22 protein-coding genes are annotated in these 21,950 nt (G+C 47.5%); 21 read left to right on the top strand and 1 reads right to left on the bottom strand.

All coding sequences use genetic code 11. The annotated features are described in order from the left end of the window. Positions 1-207 precede the first annotated feature (207 nt). The 12 genes from rny (at position 208) to PSHG_RS03150 (ending at position 12,964) form a co-directional block, all read left to right on the top strand. A complete protein-coding gene (gene rny, locus PSHG_RS03210; RefSeq protein WP_010269369.1) occupies positions 208-1,758 on the top strand; it encodes a ribonuclease Y in 1,551 nt (516 codons plus the stop codon). A 117-nt stretch (positions 1,759-1,875) separates the two neighbouring features. Further along, a complete protein-coding gene (locus tag PSHG_RS03205) occupies positions 1,876-2,670 on the top strand; it encodes a TIGR00282 family metallophosphoesterase (RefSeq protein WP_026021167.1) in 795 nt (264 codons plus the stop codon). 116 nt (positions 2,671-2,786) lie between these two features. Further along, complete coding sequence (locus tag PSHG_RS03195) at positions 2,787-3,047, top strand: stage V sporulation protein S (protein ID WP_006286829.1); 261 nt, start codon at positions 2,787-2,789, stop codon at positions 3,045-3,047. 137 nt (positions 3,048-3,184) lie between these two features. Then, positions 3,185-4,123 carry a dipeptidase gene (locus PSHG_RS03190; protein WP_010269313.1) on the top strand — a complete coding sequence of 313 codons (939 nt, stop codon included), beginning with the start codon at positions 3,185-3,187 and terminating at the stop codon, positions 4,121-4,123. Positions 4,124-4,353: 230 nt separating this feature from the next. Next, the gene (locus PSHG_RS03185) at positions 4,354-6,099 is read left to right on the top strand and encodes a 2-oxoacid:acceptor oxidoreductase subunit alpha (protein ID WP_010269310.1); all 1,746 of its coding nucleotides are present in this window, start codon (positions 4,354-4,356) and stop codon (positions 6,097-6,099) included. Then, positions 6,087-6,953 carry a 2-oxoacid:ferredoxin oxidoreductase subunit beta gene (locus PSHG_RS03180; RefSeq protein ID WP_010269307.1) on the top strand — a complete coding sequence of 289 codons (867 nt, stop codon included), beginning with the start codon at positions 6,087-6,089 and terminating at the stop codon, positions 6,951-6,953. Before PSHG_RS03185 ends, PSHG_RS03180 begins: the two co-directional genes overlap by 13 nt. Positions 6,954-7,160: 207 nt before the next feature. Continuing rightward, positions 7,161-8,642: a tRNA (N6-isopentenyl adenosine(37)-C2)-methylthiotransferase MiaB gene (gene miaB / locus PSHG_RS03175; protein ID WP_010269304.1), complete on the top strand. Its 1,482-nt coding sequence runs from the start codon at positions 7,161-7,163 to the stop codon at positions 8,640-8,642. 66 nt (positions 8,643-8,708) lie between these two features. Beyond that, positions 8,709-9,167 (top strand): YlbF family regulator, encoded by a 459-nt coding sequence (locus PSHG_RS03170; protein WP_010269301.1) that lies wholly within the window; start codon positions 8,709-8,711, stop codon positions 9,165-9,167. Positions 9,168-9,338: 171 nt separating this feature from the next. Then, positions 9,339-10,703: a purine/pyrimidine permease gene (locus PSHG_RS26490; RefSeq protein WP_010269298.1), complete on the top strand. Its 1,365-nt coding sequence runs from the start codon at positions 9,339-9,341 to the stop codon at positions 10,701-10,703. Beyond that, on the top strand, positions 10,696-11,199 hold the full coding sequence (locus tag PSHG_RS03160; protein WP_010269295.1) for a mismatch-specific DNA-glycosylase: 504 nt from the start codon (positions 10,696-10,698) through the stop codon (positions 11,197-11,199). Before PSHG_RS26490 ends, PSHG_RS03160 begins: the two co-directional genes overlap by 8 nt. Before the next feature lie 36 nt (positions 11,200-11,235). Further along, positions 11,236-11,733 (top strand): metallophosphoesterase family protein, encoded by a 498-nt coding sequence (locus PSHG_RS03155; RefSeq protein WP_010269292.1) that lies wholly within the window; start codon positions 11,236-11,238, stop codon positions 11,731-11,733. 118 nt (positions 11,734-11,851) lie between these two features. Continuing rightward, the gene (locus PSHG_RS03150; RefSeq protein ID WP_010269290.1) at positions 11,852-12,964 is read left to right on the top strand and encodes a serine hydrolase domain-containing protein; all 1,113 of its coding nucleotides are present in this window, start codon (positions 11,852-11,854) and stop codon (positions 12,962-12,964) included. A gap of 255 nt (positions 12,965-13,219) precedes the next feature. Here the strand turns inward: PSHG_RS03150 and PSHG_RS03145 are convergent, their stop codons facing one another. After that, positions 13,220-14,017 (bottom strand): protein-glutamine gamma-glutamyltransferase, encoded by a 798-nt coding sequence (locus PSHG_RS03145; protein ID WP_010269288.1) that lies wholly within the window; start codon positions 14,015-14,017, stop codon positions 13,220-13,222. Positions 14,018-14,259: 242 nt separating this feature from the next. Here PSHG_RS03145 and PSHG_RS03140 point away from each other — a divergent pair, with 242 nt between their 5' ends. The 9 genes from PSHG_RS03140 to PSHG_RS03100 all read left to right on the top strand — a co-directional run bounded on the left by PSHG_RS03140 (position 14,260) and on the right by PSHG_RS03100 (position 21,936). Next, the gene (locus PSHG_RS03140; RefSeq protein ID WP_010269286.1) at positions 14,260-14,634 is read left to right on the top strand and encodes a c-type cytochrome; all 375 of its coding nucleotides are present in this window, start codon (positions 14,260-14,262) and stop codon (positions 14,632-14,634) included. 227 nt (positions 14,635-14,861) lie between these two features. Further along, a complete protein-coding gene (locus PSHG_RS03135) occupies positions 14,862-15,533 on the top strand; it encodes a spermine/spermidine synthase domain-containing protein (protein WP_148497622.1) in 672 nt (223 codons plus the stop codon). 350 nt (positions 15,534-15,883) lie between these two features. After that, positions 15,884-16,789 carry an ectoine/hydroxyectoine ABC transporter substrate-binding protein EhuB gene (gene ehuB, locus PSHG_RS03130; RefSeq protein ID WP_010269284.1) on the top strand — a complete coding sequence of 302 codons (906 nt, stop codon included), beginning with the start codon at positions 15,884-15,886 and terminating at the stop codon, positions 16,787-16,789. 155 nt (positions 16,790-16,944) lie between these two features. Continuing rightward, positions 16,945-17,604: an ectoine/hydroxyectoine ABC transporter permease subunit EhuC gene (gene ehuC, locus PSHG_RS03125; protein ID WP_010269282.1), complete on the top strand. Its 660-nt coding sequence runs from the start codon at positions 16,945-16,947 to the stop codon at positions 17,602-17,604. A 2-nt stretch (positions 17,605-17,606) separates the two neighbouring features. Beyond that, positions 17,607-18,257 (top strand): ectoine/hydroxyectoine ABC transporter permease subunit EhuD, encoded by a 651-nt coding sequence (gene ehuD / locus PSHG_RS03120; protein ID WP_010269280.1) that lies wholly within the window; start codon positions 17,607-17,609, stop codon positions 18,255-18,257. A gap of 251 nt (positions 18,258-18,508) precedes the next feature. Next, positions 18,509-19,312, top strand: coding sequence for an ectoine/hydroxyectoine ABC transporter ATP-binding protein EhuA (ehuA, locus tag PSHG_RS03115; RefSeq protein WP_042121351.1), 804 nt, complete (start codon positions 18,509-18,511; stop codon positions 19,310-19,312). After that, positions 19,309-19,806, top strand: coding sequence for a diaminobutyrate acetyltransferase (ectA, locus tag PSHG_RS03110; protein ID WP_010269276.1), 498 nt, complete (start codon positions 19,309-19,311; stop codon positions 19,804-19,806). Before ehuA ends, ectA begins: the two co-directional genes overlap by 4 nt. 334 nt (positions 19,807-20,140) lie before the next feature. Continuing rightward, positions 20,141-21,433, top strand: a complete 1,293-nt coding sequence (ectB, locus tag PSHG_RS03105) for a diaminobutyrate--2-oxoglutarate transaminase (protein WP_010269275.1) — start codon at positions 20,141-20,143, stop codon at positions 21,431-21,433. A gap of 122 nt (positions 21,434-21,555) precedes the next feature. Continuing rightward, a complete protein-coding gene (locus PSHG_RS03100) occupies positions 21,556-21,936 on the top strand; it encodes an ectoine synthase (RefSeq protein ID WP_010269271.1) in 381 nt (126 codons plus the stop codon). The last annotated feature ends 14 nt before the right edge of the window (positions 21,937-21,950 follow it).

Here is a 21,950-nt window from a genome sequence, read left to right as displayed (position 1 = left end):
AATTTTACTTTTGAAACTGCCAAGGAAATGTGTTTAGGAAGAGGACTTTCTAACAGAGGAATCTTCCGCAATAAAGTCCAAACCGCTTATACGCCTTATCTTTTAAACGAAGCGTTTGGGCTTGTACTACTGAACAAACCATTTGGGTTAAAAACCGAATCTACCCCAAGCTAATCCCTTGGAGGAAACAACGGGGAGGTGAACAAGATGGAGGATTCTTGGATCATCTGGGTCGTGATCTCACTCGTTGGTGGACTTCTTCTGGGCGCTGGGATTGGCTATTTTATCCGCAAATCTCTCGCTGAGGCCAAAATATCGAGTGCTGAACACGCGGCAGAGCAGATCGTAGAAAATGCCAAGAAAGAAGCGGAAGCACAGAAAAAGGAATCTATTCTTGAAGCGAAGGATGAAATTCATAAGCTGAGAGCTGAGGCCGAGAAAGAAATACGTGACCGTCGAAGCGAATCAGCACGCCAGGAAAGGCGTTTGATGCAAAAAGAAGAATCGCTGGACAAGAAGCTGGAATCCCTGGAGCGCAAAGAAGAGCAAGTTGCCAATAAAGAAAAGCGAATTGAGGAGACCCAGGTTCAGATCGATCAATTGTATAAAGAGCAGGTTAGTGAACTCGAGAGGATTTCCAATCTGACGATGGAAGAAGCGCGAACGGTTATTCTAACTAGTGTAGAACAAGAGGTTCGGCATGAAACTGCTCAGTTGATTAAGGAGATAGAGCAGCAGGCCAAGGAAGAAGGCGACAAGAAAGCCAGAGAGATCATCACATTGGCTATCCAACGCTGCGCGGCTGATCATGTAGCGGAAACGACCGTTTCCGTTGTGACACTGCCTAATGAAGAAATGAAGGGCAGAATTATCGGACGTGAAGGCAGAAATATCCGTGCTCTGGAAACGTTGACGGGAATAGATCTCATTATTGACGACACCCCGGAAGCTGTTATCCTGTCCGGATTTGATCCTATACGCCGGGAAATTGCCCGCAATGCATTGGAAAAGCTTGTGGCAGACGGACGTATTCATCCTGCACGTATTGAAGAAATGGTGGAAAAATCCCGGAAGGAAGTCGATGAACGAATTCGTGAATACGGGGAACAAGCCACTTTCGAAACAGGAGTGCATGGCTTGCATCCGGATCTGATCAAAATATTGGGACGTCTCAAATTCAGAACAAGTTACGGACAGAATGTACTGAAGCATTCTATGGAAGTAGCCTATCTAACAGGACTAATGGCAGGAGAATTGGGAGAAGATGTAACATTGGCGAAGAGAGCCGGACTGCTTCATGATATAGGAAAAGCTCTGGATCATGAGGTCGAAGGTTCCCACGTAGAAATTGGCGTGGAAATAGGTAAGAAATATAAGGAACACCCTGTAGTCATTAACAGCATTGCTTCTCACCATGGCGATGTTGAAGCAACCTCCGTAATTGCTATGCTGGTAGCGGCTGCGGACGCTTTGTCTGCTGCACGTCCGGGCGCACGTAGAGAAACACTTGAAACGTATATTAAGCGGCTGGAGAAGCTTGAAGAAATTTCGGAATCGTTTGACGGTGTGGAGAAATCCTACGCCATTCAGGCAGGGCGTGAAATTCGGGTTATGGTACAACCGGATAAGGTTGATGACACAGAATCTTTCCGATTGGCCCGTGATATTACGAAAAAAATTGAAAACGAACTGGATTATCCAGGTCACATTAAAGTTACGGTTATTCGAGAAACTAGAGCCGTAGAATACGCTAAATAAGTAATTTCAGGAAAAAAGTGGCTGCAAGAAGCCACTTTTTCCTTATGAATAGGATGAATGTGTGCTGTATCCGAAAGCTGCTAAAGAGAGAGGCACACGCTGGAGGAGGAAATTCCCATTAAAGTTATTTTTATAGGTGATATTTTTGGTTCGGTCGGCAGGCAGGCTGCAAAAGAGATGATCCCCAAGCTCAGAAACAAATACCGCCCCGATTTTATTATTGCCAACGGCGAAAACTCTGCTGGAGGCCGCGGAATTACAAAGGCCATTGCAAACCAATTGTTCGAGTGGGGAGTGCACGGCATTACGATGGGAAACCATACTTGGGACAATAAGGATATTTTTCAGTTTATCGATGAGGAACCAAGACTTATTCGTCCGGCGAACTTCTCGCCAGGCACGCCTGGCAAAGGAGCGATGGTGCTGAAAGAAAACAGGAAAGAGCTGGTTGTCATCAATTTGCAAGGCAGAACATTTTTGCCGCCGGGCGACTGCCCTTTTCGGAAAGCGGATGAGTTAGTAGAACAGTATGCATCCGAACACCGGTTCATCCTTGTTGACTTTCATGCGGAAGCCACTTCGGAAAAAATAGCCATGGGTTGGCATTTGGATGGCAAAGTATCTGCCGTTCTGGGCACTCATACTCATGTGCAAACGAATGATGACCGGATTCTTCCCGAAGGGACCGCTTATTTAACCGATGTCGGGATGGTCGGACCGAGAGACGGTATATTAGGTATGGAAAAAACAGCTGTGCTGCACAAGTTCACTACCCAGCTGCCGGCCCGTTTCGAGGCTGATGGCGGTAAATGGCACTTCCATGCTGTCTATATGGAATTCAATGATTCAAACGGCCGGGCCGTGAAGCTGGAAAAGATACGGATTCAGGAAGAGGATTATTGGATGGAATAGATCATGAATTCCGAAAATTCGGAATTTCTCACCTCGAAAAAGCAGGAATTATCGTGAAGATTCACGAATAAGATGGATACTGGAACCAATCCATCATTCCTGAGGAGGTACTTGTCATGGAAGTATTAAAAGTTTCAGCAAAATCCAATCCAAATTCCGTAGCCGGTGCATTAGCCGGAGTTCTTCGTGAGCGCGGGGCGGCTGAACTGCAAGCGATTGGAGCCGGGGCGTTAAATCAAGCTATCAAAGCGGTAGCTATAGCGCGGGGATTTGTAGCTCCTAGCGGAGTGGATTTGATCTGCATTCCGGCGTTTACCGATATTGTTATTGATGGCGAGGATCGCACAGCCATCAAGCTGATTGTAGAGCCGAGATAAAGCTGAAGTATAGAAGTAAAGCGCTTGAGCGTTCTGCATATATTTCAGGCCTGTTTACTTATGTAAACGGGTCTTTGTTCTTTTGCCGCGAAAAAGCCTATTGAAAAGGAAGGCGGATATTTTAGGAGGGGTTTAAAATGAAAATAATTGATGCGCATTGCGACCTGCTCTACAAAATGTATTTGGATCGAAGCATCTCATTTACTGATAATAAAGACGGGGTAGATGTTACGTTTTCTCGATTAATTGACGGAAATATCGCACTGCAGTGGTTTGCCATCTTTTTGCCCTCAGACCCTAGCTATCACCATTTTGATAATGTGCTAACGTATATCGATCTGTATCGTTCGAGAATCGTCAATCATCCTCAAATGGCCATGATTGAAAGCCGAAACGATTGGATAAAGGCGCTGGCTGAAAACAAGATCGGCGCCATGCTCAGTCTAGAGGGAGTGGAGGGATTGGGCGGACGGCTGGAGTGGCTAAGGATTGCTGCCTATCTGGGCGTGCGCAGCATCGGGATTACGTGGAACCCGGCGAATTGGGCGGCAGATGGTGTCGGGGAACCGCGTAAAGGTGGATTTACTGTACAAGGGAAAAATCTAATTAGAGAATGTAACCGCTTAAAGCTAATGCTGGACGTCTCTCATCTGTGCGAAACGGCCTTTTGGGAGCTTGCTGAGTTATCAAATCGTCCGTTTGCCGCAACCCATTCCAACTGCTATTCGCTTTGCCCGCATCCAAGGAATTTAACGAATGAGCAGATAATGTATCTCGTCCGAAGCCAGGGGAGGATGGGAATTACGTTCGTGCCTCATTTTGTCAGTGAGCGCTCACCCGATCTTACCCGTTTGCTGCATCATATTGATCACGTTTGCTCTCTTGGCGGAGAACATATTTTATGTTTTGGCTCCGATTTTGACGGAATTGACAATAAATTGCCCCATTTGGAGCATCCCGGGCAGTATCAGAATCTGGTGGAGGAGCTGGAAAAGCGCTATACAAACCAGCAGGTTCAGCAGTTTTTGTTCGGAAATTGGCATACTTTTCTTCTGGAACAGCTTCCGGAAGAATAAGATCGAAAAGCGATATGCATAAAAAAGCGATCGATCGCAAATTGATATCTATTTGATCTAAAAATACTATCTATTCATTTGTGCGCTAAAGCTTGCTTTTTCCCTATTAAAGTCATAAAATTTGGTTGAAGCAGAAACTTTAACAAAACTTTAATGTTATACTTAAACTGGTTAACTTAAAGTTAATCATTTTTACTAGTGAAGCGTATAGTTTAAAAGGAGTGGGCATTGTGATCGAACAACTGTCTTGGAAGATCGGGGGCCAACAAGGGGAAGGTGTCGAAAGTACGGACCGCATTTTTTCCACGGCATTGAACCGTCTTGGGTATTATTTGTATGGTTATCGCCATTTTTCGTCGCGTATTAAAGGTGGACATACAAACAACAAAATTCGTATCAGTACGAAGCCGATTCGCGCAATTTCGGATGATCTGGATATATTGGTGGCATTTGACCAGGAAAGTATTGACCTGAATGCCGCTGAGCTGAAAGCTAACGGAGTTATCGTAGCGGACGCTAAATTCAAGCCTACTGTGCCGGAGGGAGTCAGCGCCCGCCTGTTTGCCGTGCCAATTACGGCGATTGCGGAAGAGCTGGGAACTTCCTTGATGAAGAACATGGTAGCATCCGGTGCATCTTGGGCGCTTCTCGGACTGCCGCTGGACGTGTTCAATAAAGCTGTAGAAGAAGAGTTTGGCCGTAAGGGCGCTGCTGTCGTGGAAAAGAACGTGGAAGCCGTTAAACGCGGCGCTGACTTTGTTCTGGAGCAAGCAGGAGGACCACTAAGCGAATTCGAATTAGCACCGGCTGACGGGAAGCAAAAGCTGTTCATGATTGGTAATGACGCTATTGCTCTTGGCGCACTTGCAGCTGGCTGCCGCTTCATGCCCGCTTATCCGATCACACCCGCTTCTGAGATTATGGAATATTTGATCAAGGCCCTGCCGAAGTTTGGAGGAACGGTTATCCAGACGGAGGATGAAATAGCTGCTGTAACTATGGCGATTGGCGCTAATTACGGGGGAGTGCGTTCCCTGACCGCTTCGGCGGGACCTGGATTGTCGCTGATGATGGAGGCTATCGGCCTGGCCGGAATGACGGAAACTCCTGTCGTTATCGTTGATACACAGCGCGGCGGACCTTCTACCGGGCTGCCGACCAAGCAGGAGCAAAGTGACGTATTGGCTATGATTTACGGTACTCACGGTGAAATTCCTAAGGTTGTCTTTGCTCCAAGTACAGTTGAAGAGTGCTTCTATGATATGATTCAAGCCTTCAACATTTCTGAACAGTATCAATGTCCGGTTATTGTATTGACTGATCTACAGCTCAGCTTAGGGAAACAGTCAGCCGAAATACTGGATTACAATAAAATTGTTATCGACCGTGGTGCTCTCGTAAACAGTGTGCCTGAGCGCGAGGACAAAACGTTGTTCAAGCGCTACGAGTTTACGGAGAACGGAGTCTCCCCACGCGTTCTGCCTGGAGTGAAGAATGGCATTCACCATGTAACCGGCGTAGAACATGATGAGGAAGGACGCCCATCCGAAAGCCCGGTGAACCGTCAAAAAATGATGGACAAACGGATGGAAAAACTGAAGCACATCAAGTTTGAAAATCCTATTCATGTGCACCATGCAGATGATCAAGCAGATTTGTTAATTATCGGTATGGGATCGACTGGCGGTACGATTGATGAAGCCAGATCCAGATTGGCTGAAGAAGGAATCAAGTCCAATCACATTACCGTTCGTCTGCTGCATCCTTTCCCAGTAGATGAGCTCAAGCCACACCTGGAAAAAGCTAAGAAAATCGTTGTCGTAGAGAATAACGCCACAGGTCAATTGGCATCTCTGATCAAACTGAACGTAGGCTACAGTGAGAAAATTCACAGCCTGCTGAAATATAATGGTAATCCGTTCCTACCTTCGGAAATTCATAAAGAATGCAAGGGGCTGATCGCATGGCAACACTAAAAGATTTTCGCAACAATATTAAGCCTAACTGGTGTCCGGGATGCGGAGATTTCTCCGTCCAGGCTTCGATTCAAAGAGCGGCTGCCAATGTAGGGCTGGAGCCTGAGCAACTGGCTGTTGTTTCCGGTATCGGCTGCTCCGGAAGAATATCCGGCTATATCAATGCTTACGGCTTCCACGGGACGCACGGCAGATCACTCCCGCTTGCCCAAGGATTGAAAATGGCCAACCGCGATCTGACTGTTATTGCTTCCGGTGGTGATGGCGACGGTTTTGCGATCGGTATGGGTCACACGGTTCATGCTATCCGCAGAAACATTGATATGACTTATATCGTCATGGATAACCAGATTTACGGATTGACCAAAGGACAGCCTTCTCCCCGCAGTGCGGAAGGATTTAAAACGAAAAACGCGCCTCATGGAGCGATCGAGACTGCTCTTGCACCGCTGGAGCTGGCACTTGCTTCCGGAGCCACATTTGTAGCTCAATCCTTCTCCAGTAATTTGAAGCAGTTGACCTCGCTTATTGAGCAGGCGATTCAGCATAAAGGGTTCTCGATCGTTAATGTGTTCAGCCCTTGCGTAACTTTCAACAAAATCAATACGTACGATTGGTTCAAGGAAAACATTGTAGATATTGACGACATAGAAGGTTATGATCCGTCGAACCGTATGCTGGCTATGTCCAAGCTTATGGAAACGAACGGTCTGCTGACTGGTCTGATTTACCAAGACACTCAAAAGAAAAGCTACGAGCAGCTCGTTACAGGTTTCAAAGAGGAGCCGCTAGCACATCAGGACTTGAAGATCACCGAAGAAGATTTTCAAAAGCTGCTTGCTGAGTTCAAGTAATCATGGAACATGAGCTTCGCAAATAGATCATAAAGAGCGACACACAAGTTAGCGGTGTCGCTCTTTTTGCTGTTGGTGTTGGGGGCAGCCGGTTAGCATTGGCATCTGAAAATTCCAGGGGCTAAGTTCACGACTTAGACCTTTGTAATCCTCCTGGCTTCAATGGTATAATGACAAGTATGAGATTTTTAAGAGAGGAAGAGCGGAATGACCCAATCGACCAAAACCGATAAGGACTATTCTATATATTTTCAGCCACCTTCCTTGAAGGATGCTAAAAAACGGGGGAAAGAGGACATTCAGGTTCATTATGATTTCTCGATCCCTGAAGAGCTTCAAGGATTTGGTAAAGATAAATATTACATGATCCGAACTTATGGCTGCCAGATGAACGAGCATGACACGGAAACGATGAAGGGCATGCTTGAAGCGATGGGTTTTCAATCAACGGATGACAAGCAGCAGGCTGATTTGATTTTACTGAATACTTGTGCCATCCGCGAGAATGCGGAAGATAAAGTGTTCGGTGAGCTGGGCCACTTGAAAACGCTAAAAACCGAAAGACCGTCACTGCTTCTCGGGGTTTGCGGCTGTATGTCCCAAGAGGAGGCTGTCGTTAACCGGATTACGCAAAAGCATCCTTTTGTGGACATGATTTTTGGTACCCATAACATCCACCGTCTGCCTCAGCTGTTGAAGGAAGCTTACTTCAGCAAAGAGATGGTCGTTGAAGTATGGTCCAAAGAGGGGGACATTATTGAAAACCTGCCCAAAAAGAGGGAAGGGGTTAAAGCATGGGTTAACATTATGTATGGCTGCGATAAGTTCTGTACTTATTGTATTGTCCCATATACCCGCGGTAAGGAAAGAAGCCGGCGTCCCCAAGATGTGTTGGCGGAAGTGAGAGACCTGGCCCGGCAGGGGTTTCAAGAAATAATGCTGCTGGGACAAAACGTAAACGCATATGGCAAGGATTTTGATGATATTGATTATCGCTTTGGCGATCTGATGAATGACATTAGTAAAATAGACATTCCCAGGGTTCGCTTTACAACCTCGCACCCGCGTGATTTTGACGACCATCTGATTGAAGTGCTCAGCCGCAAAGGCAATCTGATGGAACATATCCATCTGCCCGTCCAATCCGGGAGCAGCGCTATTTTGAAGAAAATGAGCCGCAAATATACCCGGGAGGGCTTCTTGGAACTGGTTGCCAAAATCAAAAAAGCGATTCCGGATGTCGTGTTGACAACAGATATTATCGTCGGATTCCCGGGAGAAACGGATGAACAGTTTGAGGAAACGATGTCTCTGGTGAGAGAGGTCCAGTTCGACTCCGCCTTCACCTTTATTTACTCTCCAAGGGACGGTACACCGGCTGCTGCGATGGAAGATAACGTTCCTGAAACGGTGAAAAAAGAGCGGCTGCAGCGGTTAAATGAGCTGTTGACAGAGCTCAGTCTTCAAAGCAACCAGAAGCTGCAAAATCAAATTGTGGAAGTGCTTGTAGAAGGTCAGAGCAAGAATAACCCGGATATGCTGTCGGCTCGTACGCGTACGAATAAGCTGGTTCATTTTAAGGGCGGGCTCGAGCTGGTAGGCAAGCGTGTCCAGGTTCTAGTTAACGAAGTTCAAACCTGGCTGGTCAAAGGCGAATTAATAAAGAAATCAGACAAGCAAGCGATATGATTATAAAGTCTTTCTGATAACGGTATACGCTATTTGACTACGCTGACAATAAAGGGGAGGATCCATATGGCTAAAGCTAAAGAAGTAAAGCGCTCTGCCTGCGGTATGGAGCAATATGATACAAGGGATTTGATCGTCACAGAGGATATCATGAAAAAAGCGAAGGAACTGGCTCAACTGATCTCCACTTCGGCTGAAGTAGACTACTACAAGCGAGCTGAAAAGCAGATTAATAATAATGAGCATGTACAAAGCTTAATCAAGCAGATCAAGAAAAAGCAGAAGGAAGCAGTAGCTTTCGAGAAAACGTTCAAAAACGAAGAAATGGTTAAAAAAATTGAAGCGGAGATTGAAGCGCTGCAGGACGAGCTGGATAGTATTCCAATCGTCAGCGAATTTCAGCAATCACAAAGTGATCTCAACTACCTGCTGCAGCTGACATTGGGTATAGTCCGGGATACTGTAGCGCAAAAGATAGAGCTGGATCAATCTCAGCCAGAAGAAGAAACGCCTTCTATTCAATAAGGATTCAAAGAACAACTGGCGGTAGAACCGTTAGTTGGTCGTAATAGCGGCACGACGATCAGTAAAACAGCACTTAAGGGGATGAGCGGTTCCTTTAGGTGCTGTTTATTTAACCATCTGAAAGTAAAACGAGCGGTAACAATTTTGTAGAGATAAGGGAGCAAGGCTCATATGGGGAATCCGTCTTCACTGTCCTATAAGCTGAATGATAAACCTAGAGGAACCGTGCTCTTTTTTTCCTCCTTGCAATGGTTTGTTTTTATGTTGGCAAATTTCGTTACTGTACCAGTCGTGCTTGGTCAGGCGCTCGGCTTGGCCGAAGCTGAGCTGGCTTTGTTTGTAAGCCGTACTTTGTTTCTATGTGGTGGGATTGGCGCCCTGCAGGTATTGTTCGGGCACCGGCTGCCTATCCTTGAGGGACCGGCAGGAATGTGGTGGGGCGTCTTTGTCGTCCTCATTGGGTTGCATATGCAAACGGGACTTCCTGCACAAAGCTTAATGCTTGAATTGCAAATGGGCCTTCTCGTTTGCTCTGCTGTCTTCATTCTGCTCGCTCTTTTTAGGCTGCTGCCTAAAGTCTTGCATTGGTTTACTCCAGCTGTTACGGGAACTTTTCTGGTGCTGCTGGCTTTCCAATTATCGCCTAGTTTAGTTCAAGGGGTGCTGGGCATCGGGTACCGGGGCAGCGAACAGGTTATTCCACTTGTTATGAGTATATCAGGGCTGCTCATTGGATTGACAGTAGGCCTGATGCTTAAGGGTCGTGGACTCATTAAAAATTTGGCCGTGCTTATCTCTATAGGGGCGGGCTGGCTAATCTATGCCGCATTGGGTCTAGTGGATCTCCCTGATTCACGCAATACCGATTGGGTAGCGTGGCCGTCCTGGCTTCCTTATGGCCTTCCCCAATGGAATACGGGAGTTGTGCTGACTTGTCTGATTACAGCCGGTATTCTGCTATCTAATCTGGTAGCCAGTATTAAGGTAACGGCAGAGGCTAGTGAAGAGAAGACGGATATGAGTACCTATTCGAGAGGCTCGTTAATCACAGGAGTCGGAACGTTTATGAGCGGGCTGCTCGGAACGGTCGGAGCGGTTCCGCTCACGGCGGCAGCAAGTCTGATTTCATTGACCGGGATTGCTTCCCGGCTGCCGTTTCTGCTTGCTTCCGCTGCGTTTATTGTACTCGGTATGTTCCCCAAGCTTGGACTCCTATTAAGCAGCATTCCTCAGCCAGTCGCTTATGCGGTGCTGTTTGCTGTGTTTGGGCAATTGCTGGGCTTCGGGCTGAGAGACCTCAAGAAGCTTAAGCTGGATCAGAGAGACGTATTCATTGTCGGGCTCAGTCTGCTGGCAGGTGCCGGTGTTTTATTCATCAATGGTGATGCTTGGTCTGTATTTCCTCCTGTAGTAGGTTATTTGGCTGGGAATGGGTTAATTATTGGCGTAGCTTTGGCGATCATTTTAGAGCATGTCATTTTCCGTAATCGTGCAAGCTTAGAAGAAACCAAAGGGGAGGAAAATGAAAATGAATGAGATTCCTGATCATGTAAAGCCAGGATTGTCCATCCTGTTTATCGGGTTTAATCCAAGCCTGCGCTCCGCTGAAACTGGTCACCATTATGCTAACCCTAATAATCGGTTTTACAAGGTGCTGTATGAAGCAGGGCTCACCCCTAGGCTATATACGGCTGATGAAGATCAGGATTTGCTTGAGCTGGGCTACGGCTTTACCAATATCGTAGCGAGACCGACACGAACGGCGGCGGAAATTAAGCCGGAAGAGTACCGGGCAGGGAGAGAAAGGCTGAAGCGGCTAATTGCCGAATGGCAGCCTCAAACCGCCTGTTTTGTCGGTAAAGGGGTGTATCAGCAGTATAAGCCTGCAGCCTCAGCGGCCTGGGGATGGCAGGGGGAGCCGGCCGGGGAAGAAGCCGGACAAACTCGGGAGTTTGTAGCACCATCCACAAGTGGTTTAGTGAGAATGACGGTTCAAGAGATTGCGAGCATTTATCGCCAGCTTCTAAAGTGAAGGAAGTCCAGTGTGAGATTAAAGGAGGAATAAGGAATGAAGCTTGGAATTGTCTCGGACACCCATATGCCGCGAAGCGCAAAAACTTTGCCCAAAGCGCTAGTCGAAGGATTTCAGGATGTCGATAGAATCCTGCATGCCGGAGACTGGCAATCCATGTGGGTTTATGAGGAGCTTAGCCTGCTGGCCCCGGTCGAAGGAGTAGCGGGAAATACGGACGGATGGGATATTGCAGACCGGTTTGGACAGCGGAAAATCCTTACCCTTAATGGGTGGACCATCGGGTTGATCCATGGGGACGGTATTGGGAAAACAACGGAAATGCGCGCTTATGACGCTTTTCAAGGGGATGGAGTCGACCTGATTATTTTTGGCCACTCACATATTCCCTTAAAGGTTGAGCATGGCGGAGTACTGCTGTTTAACCCCGGGTCTCCCACAGATAAGCGAAGACAGCCGCAGTATTCATTTGGTTTGATTACATTGGGAGAAACGATCCAGGCGGAGCATGTGTTTTTTGACGATAAATCGTGACAGGCTGAACTTTAAAGCAGCGACAATTGTATTCCGCCCCGAATCTCCAGGTGGTATAATGGGTTGGAATTCACAGGCAGGATAATTAAAAAGGCAACAAGGGAGCGTGAGTTAGCTTATGGCCCATCATGATGAGTCCATAGTAGGTAATCAGGAACGATTATCGAAAGCTTTTTCCTTGCTGGATGCTGCGGCAGCAGACCGATTGATTCCGGGAGCCGTGGCCGCGGTCCTGCATCGAGGAGAGCTTATAGGCGTATATGCGACGGGCTATGCCGTTGATGATGGGGTATCGCGGATCGATACGTCAATCGACACAATTTATGATTGCGCTTCCTTGACTAAGGTAGCGGTAACACTGCCCCTGCTCCTGATTTGTATAGAAAAGGGCCTGCTCGACTTAAATGAGCCTGTTTCGGCATTTATGCCTTCTTTCGCTGCAGCGGGAAAAGGTGAGGTTACAGTCCGTCATTTGGCCAGTCATACTTCAGGCCTTCCAGGACATCTTCCCATTCATGATATGAACGTTACTCCCCAAGAAGCTGTGGAATATATAGCCGCTCTTTCTTTGGTAGCGCCTGCGGGAACTCAAGTCATCTATAGCGACCTGGGCTTCATTGTACTTGGTCACATTTGCGCTGAGCTGTTGGGGCTTTCTTTACCTGATGCTGCGGCACGGTATGTCTTTGAACCTCTAGGCATGTCCAGTACGGCATTTAATCCGCCTGCGGAATGGAAGAGCCGCATAGCCGCTACGGAATACTCCAATACTCTCGGAAGGTGTTTACATGGGGAAGTTCATGATGAGAATGCTTATGCTCTGGGCGGGGCGTGCGGCCATGCGGGTTTATTCTCCACAGCAGATGATCTGGTTAAGGTGGCGTTGGCTTGGCTTCGGGGCGGGCGTCATGAAGAAGAGAGGTGGCTATCACCTTTAGCTGTCCAAGCGGCGCTCCAGCCGCAAACAAACGGGCTGAACGGCTGCAGAGGACTCGGCTGGGTGCTGCGCGGGGATAGCCAGGACGTTGCCGGAGACTTGTTCAGTTCCTTAGCTTTTGGCCATACCGGCTTTACAGGTACCAGCATGTGGATGGATCCCGTACATCAATTAGGTGTCGTGCTGTTGACCAATCGGGTTCATTATGGAAGGGGGCAGTCCCTCACCCGACTGAGAGCCCGCTTTCACAATGCGGTTGCCGCTTGCTTGGAATACGGGCAGGATCTGCCTTAAGTTATCAATTGCTTGAATTTGGGCGGGGCTTTAAATCCAACAAGATATAGCTCAAACACGATTTTTGTTTGACTATATCTTGTTATCGCGGGCAGGCTACCCGTCTGGATGGGGGGGGCCGCTCTTTTTGCGAAAATAGTTAAAGAAATTTCATGATTTTTTCACATCTTGATAGGGACAATTTACCCGCTAAGCAGTAAAATCAAAATAGGTCCCTGGCAATCTCAGCTAATTACGGTTAGTGACCGGCAGCGGTCAAGAAATTACTTGGACCCGGTGGCTTCCAATCTGACCAATGATCCGGCGGTTTTGTCCGGAAACTCTGAAAAGATAGTGGTAGTCCGGATTCGTGGCCTGGCTCATTAAATATGCGCTCCTGCTGGCCCCCCAGCGCCTGTTCTCATTAAGGATGCGGATAATTTCAGCAGCATTGCGAACACCGATGCCATGGCCGAAATACTGCCCGTTGCTGAGATCGACAACGTTGACGCCCTGCCACTCGATCGTGGCCGGATTTACATCGGGATTGTCAAAATAAAGAACGTCGCCGGGCACGAATTGGCTGGTCCGTACGGTACGTACTCCGAGGTCTTTGTCGAACTCCCAGCTGTACAGATACAGATCAGAGAACAGGGAGTTAAACAGAGGGTCTGGCAGAACATTGAGTACCGCTTTGTAATAAATGATAATAATTGCCGTAGCGCATTCAAATGCATATAGCCAGCCATTCTGGTAAATATCACGAATGGCCGCAGCTGGGGGCACGGAAGGTCTCAGCAGAAATCCGCCTTGGCTGGTCAGCATCCAATAGGCTTCGTTGCAGCGCGCGGCCGGGAAATCTGCGAAGGAAGCACCGCTTTCGCCGAGCTCCAAAGCAGTTTGCATAATCGAATTGCGTAAATTTACTTCAAATTGCAGGGCAGAGAGGTTCGGATAACTATAATTGCTGCTATTTGCAATCATAGCCGACAGAATTTGGCGGGCGTAACCTGCCATTGCCCAAGTACCTTGCAGCTGATTTGGCCCTACGGGTGTTCCGGCAATTGAAATCATAGGCTTCCTCCGGATATAATGATAGTGTTTAACAAATCATATGTGAAACATTAGTGATTCTGACCTGTTTCCTATGATTTTTGCCTGATAATCAATTTTATTTGCTTTACAGGTAACAAACGAGTGCTATTCCTGCACTGCAAACTCATGGTCGTTATTCACGATCATGCGGCTGTCTGCTCTCTAATACTATGTACAGCAGCCTTAATTATGGATATGATTACAGTAAGGGAGGGACAAACATGCACAAATGGGCGATGCTGGCGCTGTGCTCCTTAGCTATTGTATTGGGAGTTACTGCACTGCTTATCGAAGTGAACAATCACTCTAAAGAATATGCGGCAGAGCGAGAAGCTGAAAATGCACCTATCGATGATACTCCGGTTGATCCTGAAGCCGCTGAATCCATCTACAAAGCTTCCTGTCTAAGCTGTCACGGTGTGGATTTAGAGGGTGGCGTAGGACCAGCACTGAATAGCATTGGTTCCGAATTGGATCGCCGTGAAATTCATAATGTCATTATGAATGGTCAAGGCAATATGATGCCGGCTTTCCGTTCTTCGTTATCCGATGAAGAAATTTCCAATTTGGCCGGTTGGCTAGCAGAAATGCAGTAACAACGGCGTACTTACACGAGCAGAGAGCAAAGAGAACATTCCCCCGCTGAATTGCAAGAGGAAATAGGACTTTCGCTAACTCTGCCCGAATCTGTGAAAAAGCGCAAGTTCCGAGGATGGATCAGTCTCGGCGCTTGCGCTTTTTTTACCACGTCAAAAAGTATAATAAAGAGCATAAGCTCATCCTAACTTTGCAGTAGAATTCATGCAGAAAGAACGAGGTGCCTATGAATGTAAACCAATGGTCGGGAGACATGACTGTCATCGAGCGCTGTGATACACCAAGAGGCGAGCTGCAGCTTCGGCAAAGAGGACAGCATTACGAAATTATAAGCAACGGCACATTTTTGATGGCGACCTATAATGGCGATTCCGAACGGCAGCTGGTCAGAGTGCCCTTAGAGGCTTGTTGTGAACCAAAGCGTGTGCTAATTGGAGGCTTGGGCGTCGGATTTTCTTTACAGGAAGCGCTGCAGGATCGTCGGGTCGAGCAGGTGACGGTTCTGGAAATTGAAAGCACGATTATTCGTTGGAACAGCTCCATTCTAGCCTGGGTCTCGGATTATTCTTTGAACGATAAACGGACACGAGTTATTGAAGCAGATTTGGTACAATGGTTGAATGAGACGGATGAGACTTTTGATGTGATCTGTCTTGACATTGATAATGGTCCGGATTGGACGGTCTTTGAACCCAATCGGCAGCTATACACCGCGGAAGGCCTGCTGCAATTAAAGAAGCTGTTGAACGAAGGAGGAGTTTTGGCTTTCTGGAGCGCCGCTTCGTCTCCGCATTTCGCAGAGCGTCTGCGGGAGGTTTTCGGACATGCCCATCAGGTTGCCGTGGAACAGGAGCGGGGAGAGCCTGATTATGTATTTTACGTTCATAAACGAGAATAACTGCTGTAGCCAAACTTAATTCGCAAACTAACAGGATCGCCTAAAAGCCCCGTATAGCGGGGCTTTTCTGTTGTTTGCAGAGAGCACAAAGTATTTTTACCCAAACCTTCGAGCGTTGAAACAATTATTTTTTTTGTTTTATAAACCTCGAGCAATTGGGAGGAAAAGGGAGGATTTGGGAAGAAAAAAAGGCATCTGTCAGGTAATGTTCCCAGGTCATGGCAGAGTGCGATTCTCCCCATCTTAGGCTGGGAGGCTAAGGGTGTGCTCAAAATTTCCCCATGTTACCATAAATAACGTATCCATTACAGAAGGGAGATTGAGATGAAAAAAAATTAGGAATTTGGGTCATGGCAGCTTGTTTAGGTGTCATGGTCGGATGTGGAGATGGCAGCGTTAATGGCGGCAATGGAACAGGAAATGGTGAAGCTGGAGGAGAAAACGGCGGGGATCAGGAACCGACTGTCCAAGAAACGACGCTGGAGAGAGCGCAGAGAGAAGGATATGTGACAGTTGGCTTTGCGAATGAAGCGCCATATGCTTACGCCACTCCGGACGGTACGATTACCGGAGAAGCTGTGGAAATCGCCAGAGTCATTCTGCAAAATCTCGGAATTGAAGAAATGAATGGCATTGTCACGGAATTCGGATCGATGATCGCCGGGCTGAATGCCAACCGGTTCGATATTATTACGGCCGGGATGTTTATTAACGAGGAAAGAGCTCAGCAGGTAGCATTTGCCAATCCGGAATACAGCATCGGAGCTGCGCTTGGTGTAGAAGCAGGCAACCCGTATGGGCTGCACAGCTATCAAGACATCATTGATAACCCGGACGTAACCGTTGCCGTTATGGTTGGGGCCGCAGAACACGGATATATGCAGGAACTGGGTGTGCCGGATAGCCAAATTCTAACTGTACCTGATCAGCCTTCAGCAATTTCTGCCCTGCAGGCTGGTCGTGCCCAAGCCGTCACCATGACGGGGCCGGCTTTGCAAGCCGCTCTAGGATCAGCTAATGATGATAATCTTGAGCGGGTGGAAAATTTCGAGCAGCCGATTATCAACGGGGAAAGTGTGCGCGGATATGGCGCAGCAGCTTTCCGGCATGAAGACGATGACTTTAGAGAAGCCTTTAACGAAGAGCTGGAGAAGCTGAAGGAATCCGGACAGCTGCTTGAAATTCTAGAAGAATTCGGCTTCACAGAGGATGAGCTTCCGGGCGATGTAACGGTGGAGGATCTGGTCGGCGGTTAAGCTGGCGGCTAACCTGAAGTGAAGCGAAAGGGAGTTTAAAAGAACGGTAAAAAAAGCTGCAACAGCTGCAGAATCGTTCTCCCGTGCAAGGGAAGATAGGAAAAGCGGCAACTCAACACGTCATTGAAATTTAGGGAGCGAATAGGAAGGAGTGATTGTCCATCGAATATATAGTTGAATTCATGCCATCGCTACTGCGTGGAGCAGCAGTGACGTTGGAGATCACTCTTTATTCACTGGTAGCAGCGTTTGTATTGTCGTTTATTGCTGGGTTAGCCAGGCTGTCCAAGTGGCGGATCATCCGCTTTATTGCCGCAGCTTATGTGGAGGTTCTCAGAGGAACCTCCCTCCTGGTCCAGCTGTTCTGGATTTACTTTGCCTTGCCCGTGCTGCTCGATATCAATTTGACAGCTATGCAGGCAGGGGTGCTGGCATTAGGTTTGAATTATGGAGCTTATGGGTCAGAAGTGGTTCGCAGCTCCATCCTCGCGGTACCAAAAGGGCAAACTGAAGCTTCAATTGCCCTGAACTTCACCCCATATCAAAGAATGAGGTATATCATTCTGCCTCAAGCGATCAGAAGTATGCTGCCTTCCTTCGGCAACTTGCAGATCGAGCTGCTGAAGGGAACCTCGTTAGTGTATCTGATTACAATTACAGAGCTCCTGTACGCAGGTATGCAATTAAGAACTTATAACATGTCGCAGACAACACTAATCTTTACGTTATTGCTCGTCATTTATTTTGTCATTGCATTTGCGTTCAATACCATCATTCGATTAATAGAACGCAAAGTGTCAGTAGGGAGGTCGTAATCATGTGGGATTGGGATTATGCGATTTCCGTACTGCCTGATTTACTCAAGGTGCTTCCCTTAACAGTTGCTGCTACGTTTATTGGTTTCGGGATATCGGTTGTTTTCGGACTGCTGCTTGCTTTAATGAGTCGATCCTCTATTAAGATGGTCCGCTTTCCGGCCAAAGCTTTTGTCGAGTTTGTTAGGAATACTCCTTTGCTGGTGCAAATTTTCTTTATCTATTTTGTTCTTCCGCTATACGGAATTTCATTATCTGCCTTTACCTGCGGAGTTATTGCACTAGGACTGCATTACAGCACCTACTTGTCTGAGGTGTACCGCTCGGGCATTGAGGCAGTAGATAAAGGACAGTGGGAGGCCTCCACAGCCTTGAACTTTAGCAAGAGCCAAACATGGCTAAGGGTTATTTTGCCACAGGCTGTACCGCCGACTATACCAGTAATGGGCAACTACCTCATTGTTATGTTTAAGGAGACTCCCCTGCTTTCCGCCATTTCGGTTGGCGAGCTGTTGATGACGGCTAAAGGGTTAGGATCAATGTCATTTAAATATGTAGAGCTATACACATTGATAGGCGTTCTTTTCCTGGTACTAAGCTATCCCTGCTCATTGTTGGTCAGGGCTGCGGAGAAGCGCCTGGCAAGGAAATAAATGTAAAGAAACGATTGAGGTACCAAAATATAAACATAAAGAGCATATGTGTAAATATAAATAGCAACTAGAGTTTCAAAATATAACACAGCGGGTAAGGATCGCTGTTATCATTTTACCCAGTAAACCCATAGTTAAAGGGGGAATATCTTTTGGCCACAAGTTCCAACGCTCCGGCCCCGGTTCGGGATGAGATTGATTTTTCGCCGACGGAACACAACGACCCTGCTTCTGAAAAGCAAGCTGGAGCTATCCATGCAGGCTTGGAACCGATAGTCCGTTATCGTGACATTGGTATTTCCTTTGGAGAGAACGAAGTATTAAAGGGAATTAACCTGGATATCGCTCCGGGAGAGAAAGTAGCTGTGATTGGTCCCAGCGGATCAGGCAAGACGACCTTGGCGAGAATATTGATGACCTTGGAGCAGCCCACCCGCGGCACAATCGAAGTGGATGGGGAGCATCTCTGGCATAAAGAAATGAAAGGTCAACTCGTACCTGCTGATGAAAAGCATCTTCATCGGGTCCGTAAAAAAATCGGAATGGTCTTTCAGCATTTTAATTTGTTCCCGCATATGACCATTCTTCGAAATGTAACAGAAGCACCTATTCGAGTACTGGGCGTGCCCAAGAAAGAAGCGGTGACTCAAGCGGTGGAAATGCTGGAGAAAGTCGGCTTGGCCGACAAGGCAGACTGCTATCCTTCACAGTTATCCGGCGGACAAAAGCAGAGGGTAGCTATCGCCAGAGCCTTGGTCATGCAGCCGCAAGTGATGCTGTTTGACGAAGTCACCTCAGCGCTTGACCCTGAACTGGTTGGTGAAGTGTTGAATGTGATCAAGGATATAGCGGCAGAAGGGCGTATGGCTATGCTTTTAATTACGCACGAGATGGATTTTGCCCGTGACGTGGCAGATCGAGTGATTTTTACTGATGGCGGGCTAATTGTTGAACAGGGACCTCCCTCACAAATTTTTGAGAATCCGCAAAGTGAGCGGTTACAGGCTTTCCTGAGCCGTTTTCGCAGCAACGGATTTGGGGGAGCGTACGGATGAAGGGAAGCCAGCATTTAACCATTCATTACCGAAGGCCGGAGCCGGCAGACGGCAGCAGGATATGGGAAGTAGTGCAGAAGACCGGTGTGCTGGATGTCAATTCTGCCTATTGCTATATGATGATGTGTCGCAATTTTCGTGAAACTTGTGTCGTAGCTGAGAAGGAAGATCAGATTGTCGGTTTTGTAACGGCATATGTGCTGCCTGATCAGCCGGACACCTTGTTCGTGTGGCAGATAGGCATTGCTCCCGATGAGCAGGGGCAGGGAATTGGAAAAAACTTGTTGACTCAGCTAGAACAGCAGCTCAGCCATCGCTCCATTTCCTATTGGGAAACTACTATTTCCCCGTCCAATACTGCTTCGCGGGCACTGTTTGCAAGCTACGCCAAGGCGCGGGGGGCGAAGTGGAACGAGCAGGAAGGATTCCGGGCGGCTCTGTTTCCAACGGATGAGCATGAAGAAGAGAAATGGATTCGCATAGGTCCCTTGTAATCCGGGCCTGTTGCTGCAAGTAAGAAATTGCTCAATAAAAACAGGCTCATACCAGGAATAAGTGCTTGCCATCATAACTGTGCAGAAGTGGAGGGGAAGAGGGAGACAGGAGAAGGGAAGCGCTCGCCTTTGTCCCCGGATTTCAACCGTTGAAGTGGTTATCATCAAGAAATCTGGGGTCAACGCTTTCTGGGAGAAAGCGTACTTCGGGAGCATATGCTAACAGCGATCGGAAGACTCCTCATTCCCCGCAGCGGTATCTCTGATGGAAGTCAAGCACTGATTTTTAAGACAGAGCCTAAAAAATGAGACTTATAGGAGGAATGCCCTTACCATGATTTATGTAGCGGAAGAAGAGAAGTCAACGCTGAGTGTGTTTGATCGATTGGAGTCTGAAGTGAGAAGTTACTGCCGCAGTTTTCCAACGGTTTTTGCCAAGGGGAAAAATGAGAAGCTGTGGGACCGGGAGGGTAAGGAGTACATTGATTTCTTCGCCGGAGCGGGTGCTCTAAACTACGGTCATAACAATCCCAAGCTGAAGGAAAAGCTGATCGAATATTTGATGGAGGACCGGGTGACTCACAGCCTGGATATGGCTACAGAAGCCAAGGAGCATTTGCTGAAGCGGTTTAATGATGTGATATTAAAGCCAAGAAATATGGACTATAAAATCATGTTCCCGGGCCCAACTGGAGCTAACTCGGTAGAAAGCGCTCTGAAACTGGCACGCAAAGTAACCGGCAGACAAACGGTCATGTGCTTTACTAATGCATTCCACGGGATGACACTTGGTGCTTTGTCTGTGACCGGTAATAAATTTAAGCGTAAAGGAGCCGGTGTTCCGCTTACCCATACCGTAAGCATGCCGTTTGATAATTATTACGGGGATGAAGTGGATACCGTGGAATATATTGAACGATACCTGGAGGACAGCGGAAGCGGTGTGTCTCTGCCAGCTGCGATTATTCTGGAGACTCTGCAGGGAGAGGGCGGAATTCATGTGGCCAGCACGGAATGGCTGCAAAAAATTGCAGCGATTTGCAAACGCTACAAGATTTTGCTGATTGTAGACGATGTGCAGGTGGGCTGCGGACGTACCGGAACCTTCTTCAGTTTTGAAAAGGCTGGAATTAAGCCGGATCTGATCTGCCTGTCCAAATCTATCGGCGGCTTTGGCCTTCCGTTTGCTTTGACGCTTATTAAGTCGGAGCTGGACATCTGGGAGCCGGGTGAACATAACGGAACGTTCAGAGGAAATAACCTCGCATTTGTAACTGCAGCGGAGGCTCTTTCCTATTGGGAAGATGACAAACTGAGCAGGGAAGTGGAGCAAAAAGGCGAGCTGCTGCGTGAGCGCTTAAGAGAAATGGCGGCTAGCCATCCGGAGCTTATAGCTGAAGTAAGAGGACGCGGCCTTATGCAGGGAATGGCTTTTAAGGATGAAGGCGTGGCGGAGGAAATCTGCGCAGAAGCTTTTCAACGCGGATTAATTATGGAGACTTCCGGTCCGGACAGCGAAGTCGCCAAAGTGATGCCGCCGCTTACGATCGATAAAGCTTTGCTCGATAAAGGTCTTTCCATCTTGAGCGAAAGTCTTGATGCAGTCAAAGCAAGAAAAACAACCTAACTCTAAAACAACTACAAGACAGAAATTTGCAGACATAGATTTGCAGATATGGTCGGGTTTGCAGTATGGATGGGTTCGCAGATATGGATTTGCAGATGCAAGTCAGACAGGAGGAAATGGGAATGATTGTTAGAAGTGTAGAGGATGTCAAAGGAACGGATCATGAGGTAGATACACCTACCTGGTCCAGCCGCCGGATTCTGACCAAGCAGGATGGAGTGAGCTTTTCAGTGCATGATACTATGATCAAAGCCGGCACTGAGAGCTACTTCTGGTATAAATTCCATGTAGAGGCTGTTTATTGTATTGAAGGCGAAGGCGAAGTGGAAGAGAAGGATACGGGAAAAGTGCATTCTATCAAGCCCGGCACCTTGTACTGTTTGAATGGACATGAGAAGCATTACTTGCGAGCTTTTACCGATATGAGAATGATTTGCGTATTTGATCCTCCGTGTTCGGGAAAAGAAGTTCATGATAAAGACGGGATTTATCAGTTAGGTTGATTCAATGAGCATTC

The sequence above is a fragment of the Paenibacillus senegalensis JC66 genome (assembly GCF_000285515.1).
In the GTDB taxonomy this organism is placed as follows: domain Bacteria; phylum Bacillota; class Bacilli; order Paenibacillales; family NBRC-103111; genus Paenibacillus_L; species Paenibacillus_L senegalensis.
The sequence above is the reverse complement of the archived record's forward strand: the minus strand, read 5'-3'. Positions and strand labels throughout refer to the sequence as shown.

Bases quoted from the DNA above. Each gene is read 5' to 3' on its own strand.
- ehuB (WP_010269284.1), top strand. From the start codon at position 15,884: ATGGCAGCTTGTTTAGGTGTCATGGTCGGATGTGGAGATGGCAGCGTT.
- PSHG_RS03150 (WP_010269290.1), top strand. From the start codon at position 11,852: ATGGCCCATCATGATGAGTCCATAGTAGGTAATCAGGAACGATTATCG.
- ectB (WP_010269275.1), top strand. From the start codon at position 20,141: ATGATTTATGTAGCGGAAGAAGAGAAGTCAACGCTGAGTGTGTTTGAT.
- PSHG_RS03100 (WP_010269271.1), top strand. From the start codon at position 21,556: ATGATTGTTAGAAGTGTAGAGGATGTCAAAGGAACGGATCATGAGGTA.
- PSHG_RS26490 (WP_010269298.1), top strand. From the start codon at position 9,339: ATGGGGAATCCGTCTTCACTGTCCTATAAGCTGAATGATAAACCTAGA.
- rny (WP_010269369.1), top strand. From the start codon at position 208: ATGGAGGATTCTTGGATCATCTGGGTCGTGATCTCACTCGTTGGTGGA.
- ehuD (WP_010269280.1), top strand. From the start codon at position 17,607: ATGTGGGATTGGGATTATGCGATTTCCGTACTGCCTGATTTACTCAAG.
- PSHG_RS03135 (WP_148497622.1), top strand. From the start codon at position 14,862: ATGAATGTAAACCAATGGTCGGGAGACATGACTGTCATCGAGCGCTGT.
- PSHG_RS03155 (WP_010269292.1), top strand. From the start codon at position 11,236: ATGAAGCTTGGAATTGTCTCGGACACCCATATGCCGCGAAGCGCAAAA.
- PSHG_RS03170 (WP_010269301.1), top strand. From the start codon at position 8,709: ATGGCTAAAGCTAAAGAAGTAAAGCGCTCTGCCTGCGGTATGGAGCAA.
- PSHG_RS03180 (WP_010269307.1), top strand. From the start codon at position 6,087: ATGGCAACACTAAAAGATTTTCGCAACAATATTAAGCCTAACTGGTGT.
- ectA (WP_010269276.1), top strand. From the start codon at position 19,309: ATGAAGGGAAGCCAGCATTTAACCATTCATTACCGAAGGCCGGAGCCG.
- PSHG_RS03190 (WP_010269313.1), top strand. From the start codon at position 3,185: ATGAAAATAATTGATGCGCATTGCGACCTGCTCTACAAAATGTATTTG.
- miaB (WP_010269304.1), top strand. From the start codon at position 7,161: ATGACCCAATCGACCAAAACCGATAAGGACTATTCTATATATTTTCAG.
- PSHG_RS03140 (WP_010269286.1), top strand. From the start codon at position 14,260: ATGCACAAATGGGCGATGCTGGCGCTGTGCTCCTTAGCTATTGTATTG.
- PSHG_RS03195 (WP_006286829.1), top strand. From the start codon at position 2,787: ATGGAAGTATTAAAAGTTTCAGCAAAATCCAATCCAAATTCCGTAGCC.
- PSHG_RS03160 (WP_010269295.1), top strand. From the start codon at position 10,696: ATGAATGAGATTCCTGATCATGTAAAGCCAGGATTGTCCATCCTGTTT.
- PSHG_RS03145 (WP_010269288.1), bottom strand. From the start codon at position 14,017: ATGATTTCAATTGCCGGAACACCCGTAGGGCCAAATCAGCTGCAAGGT.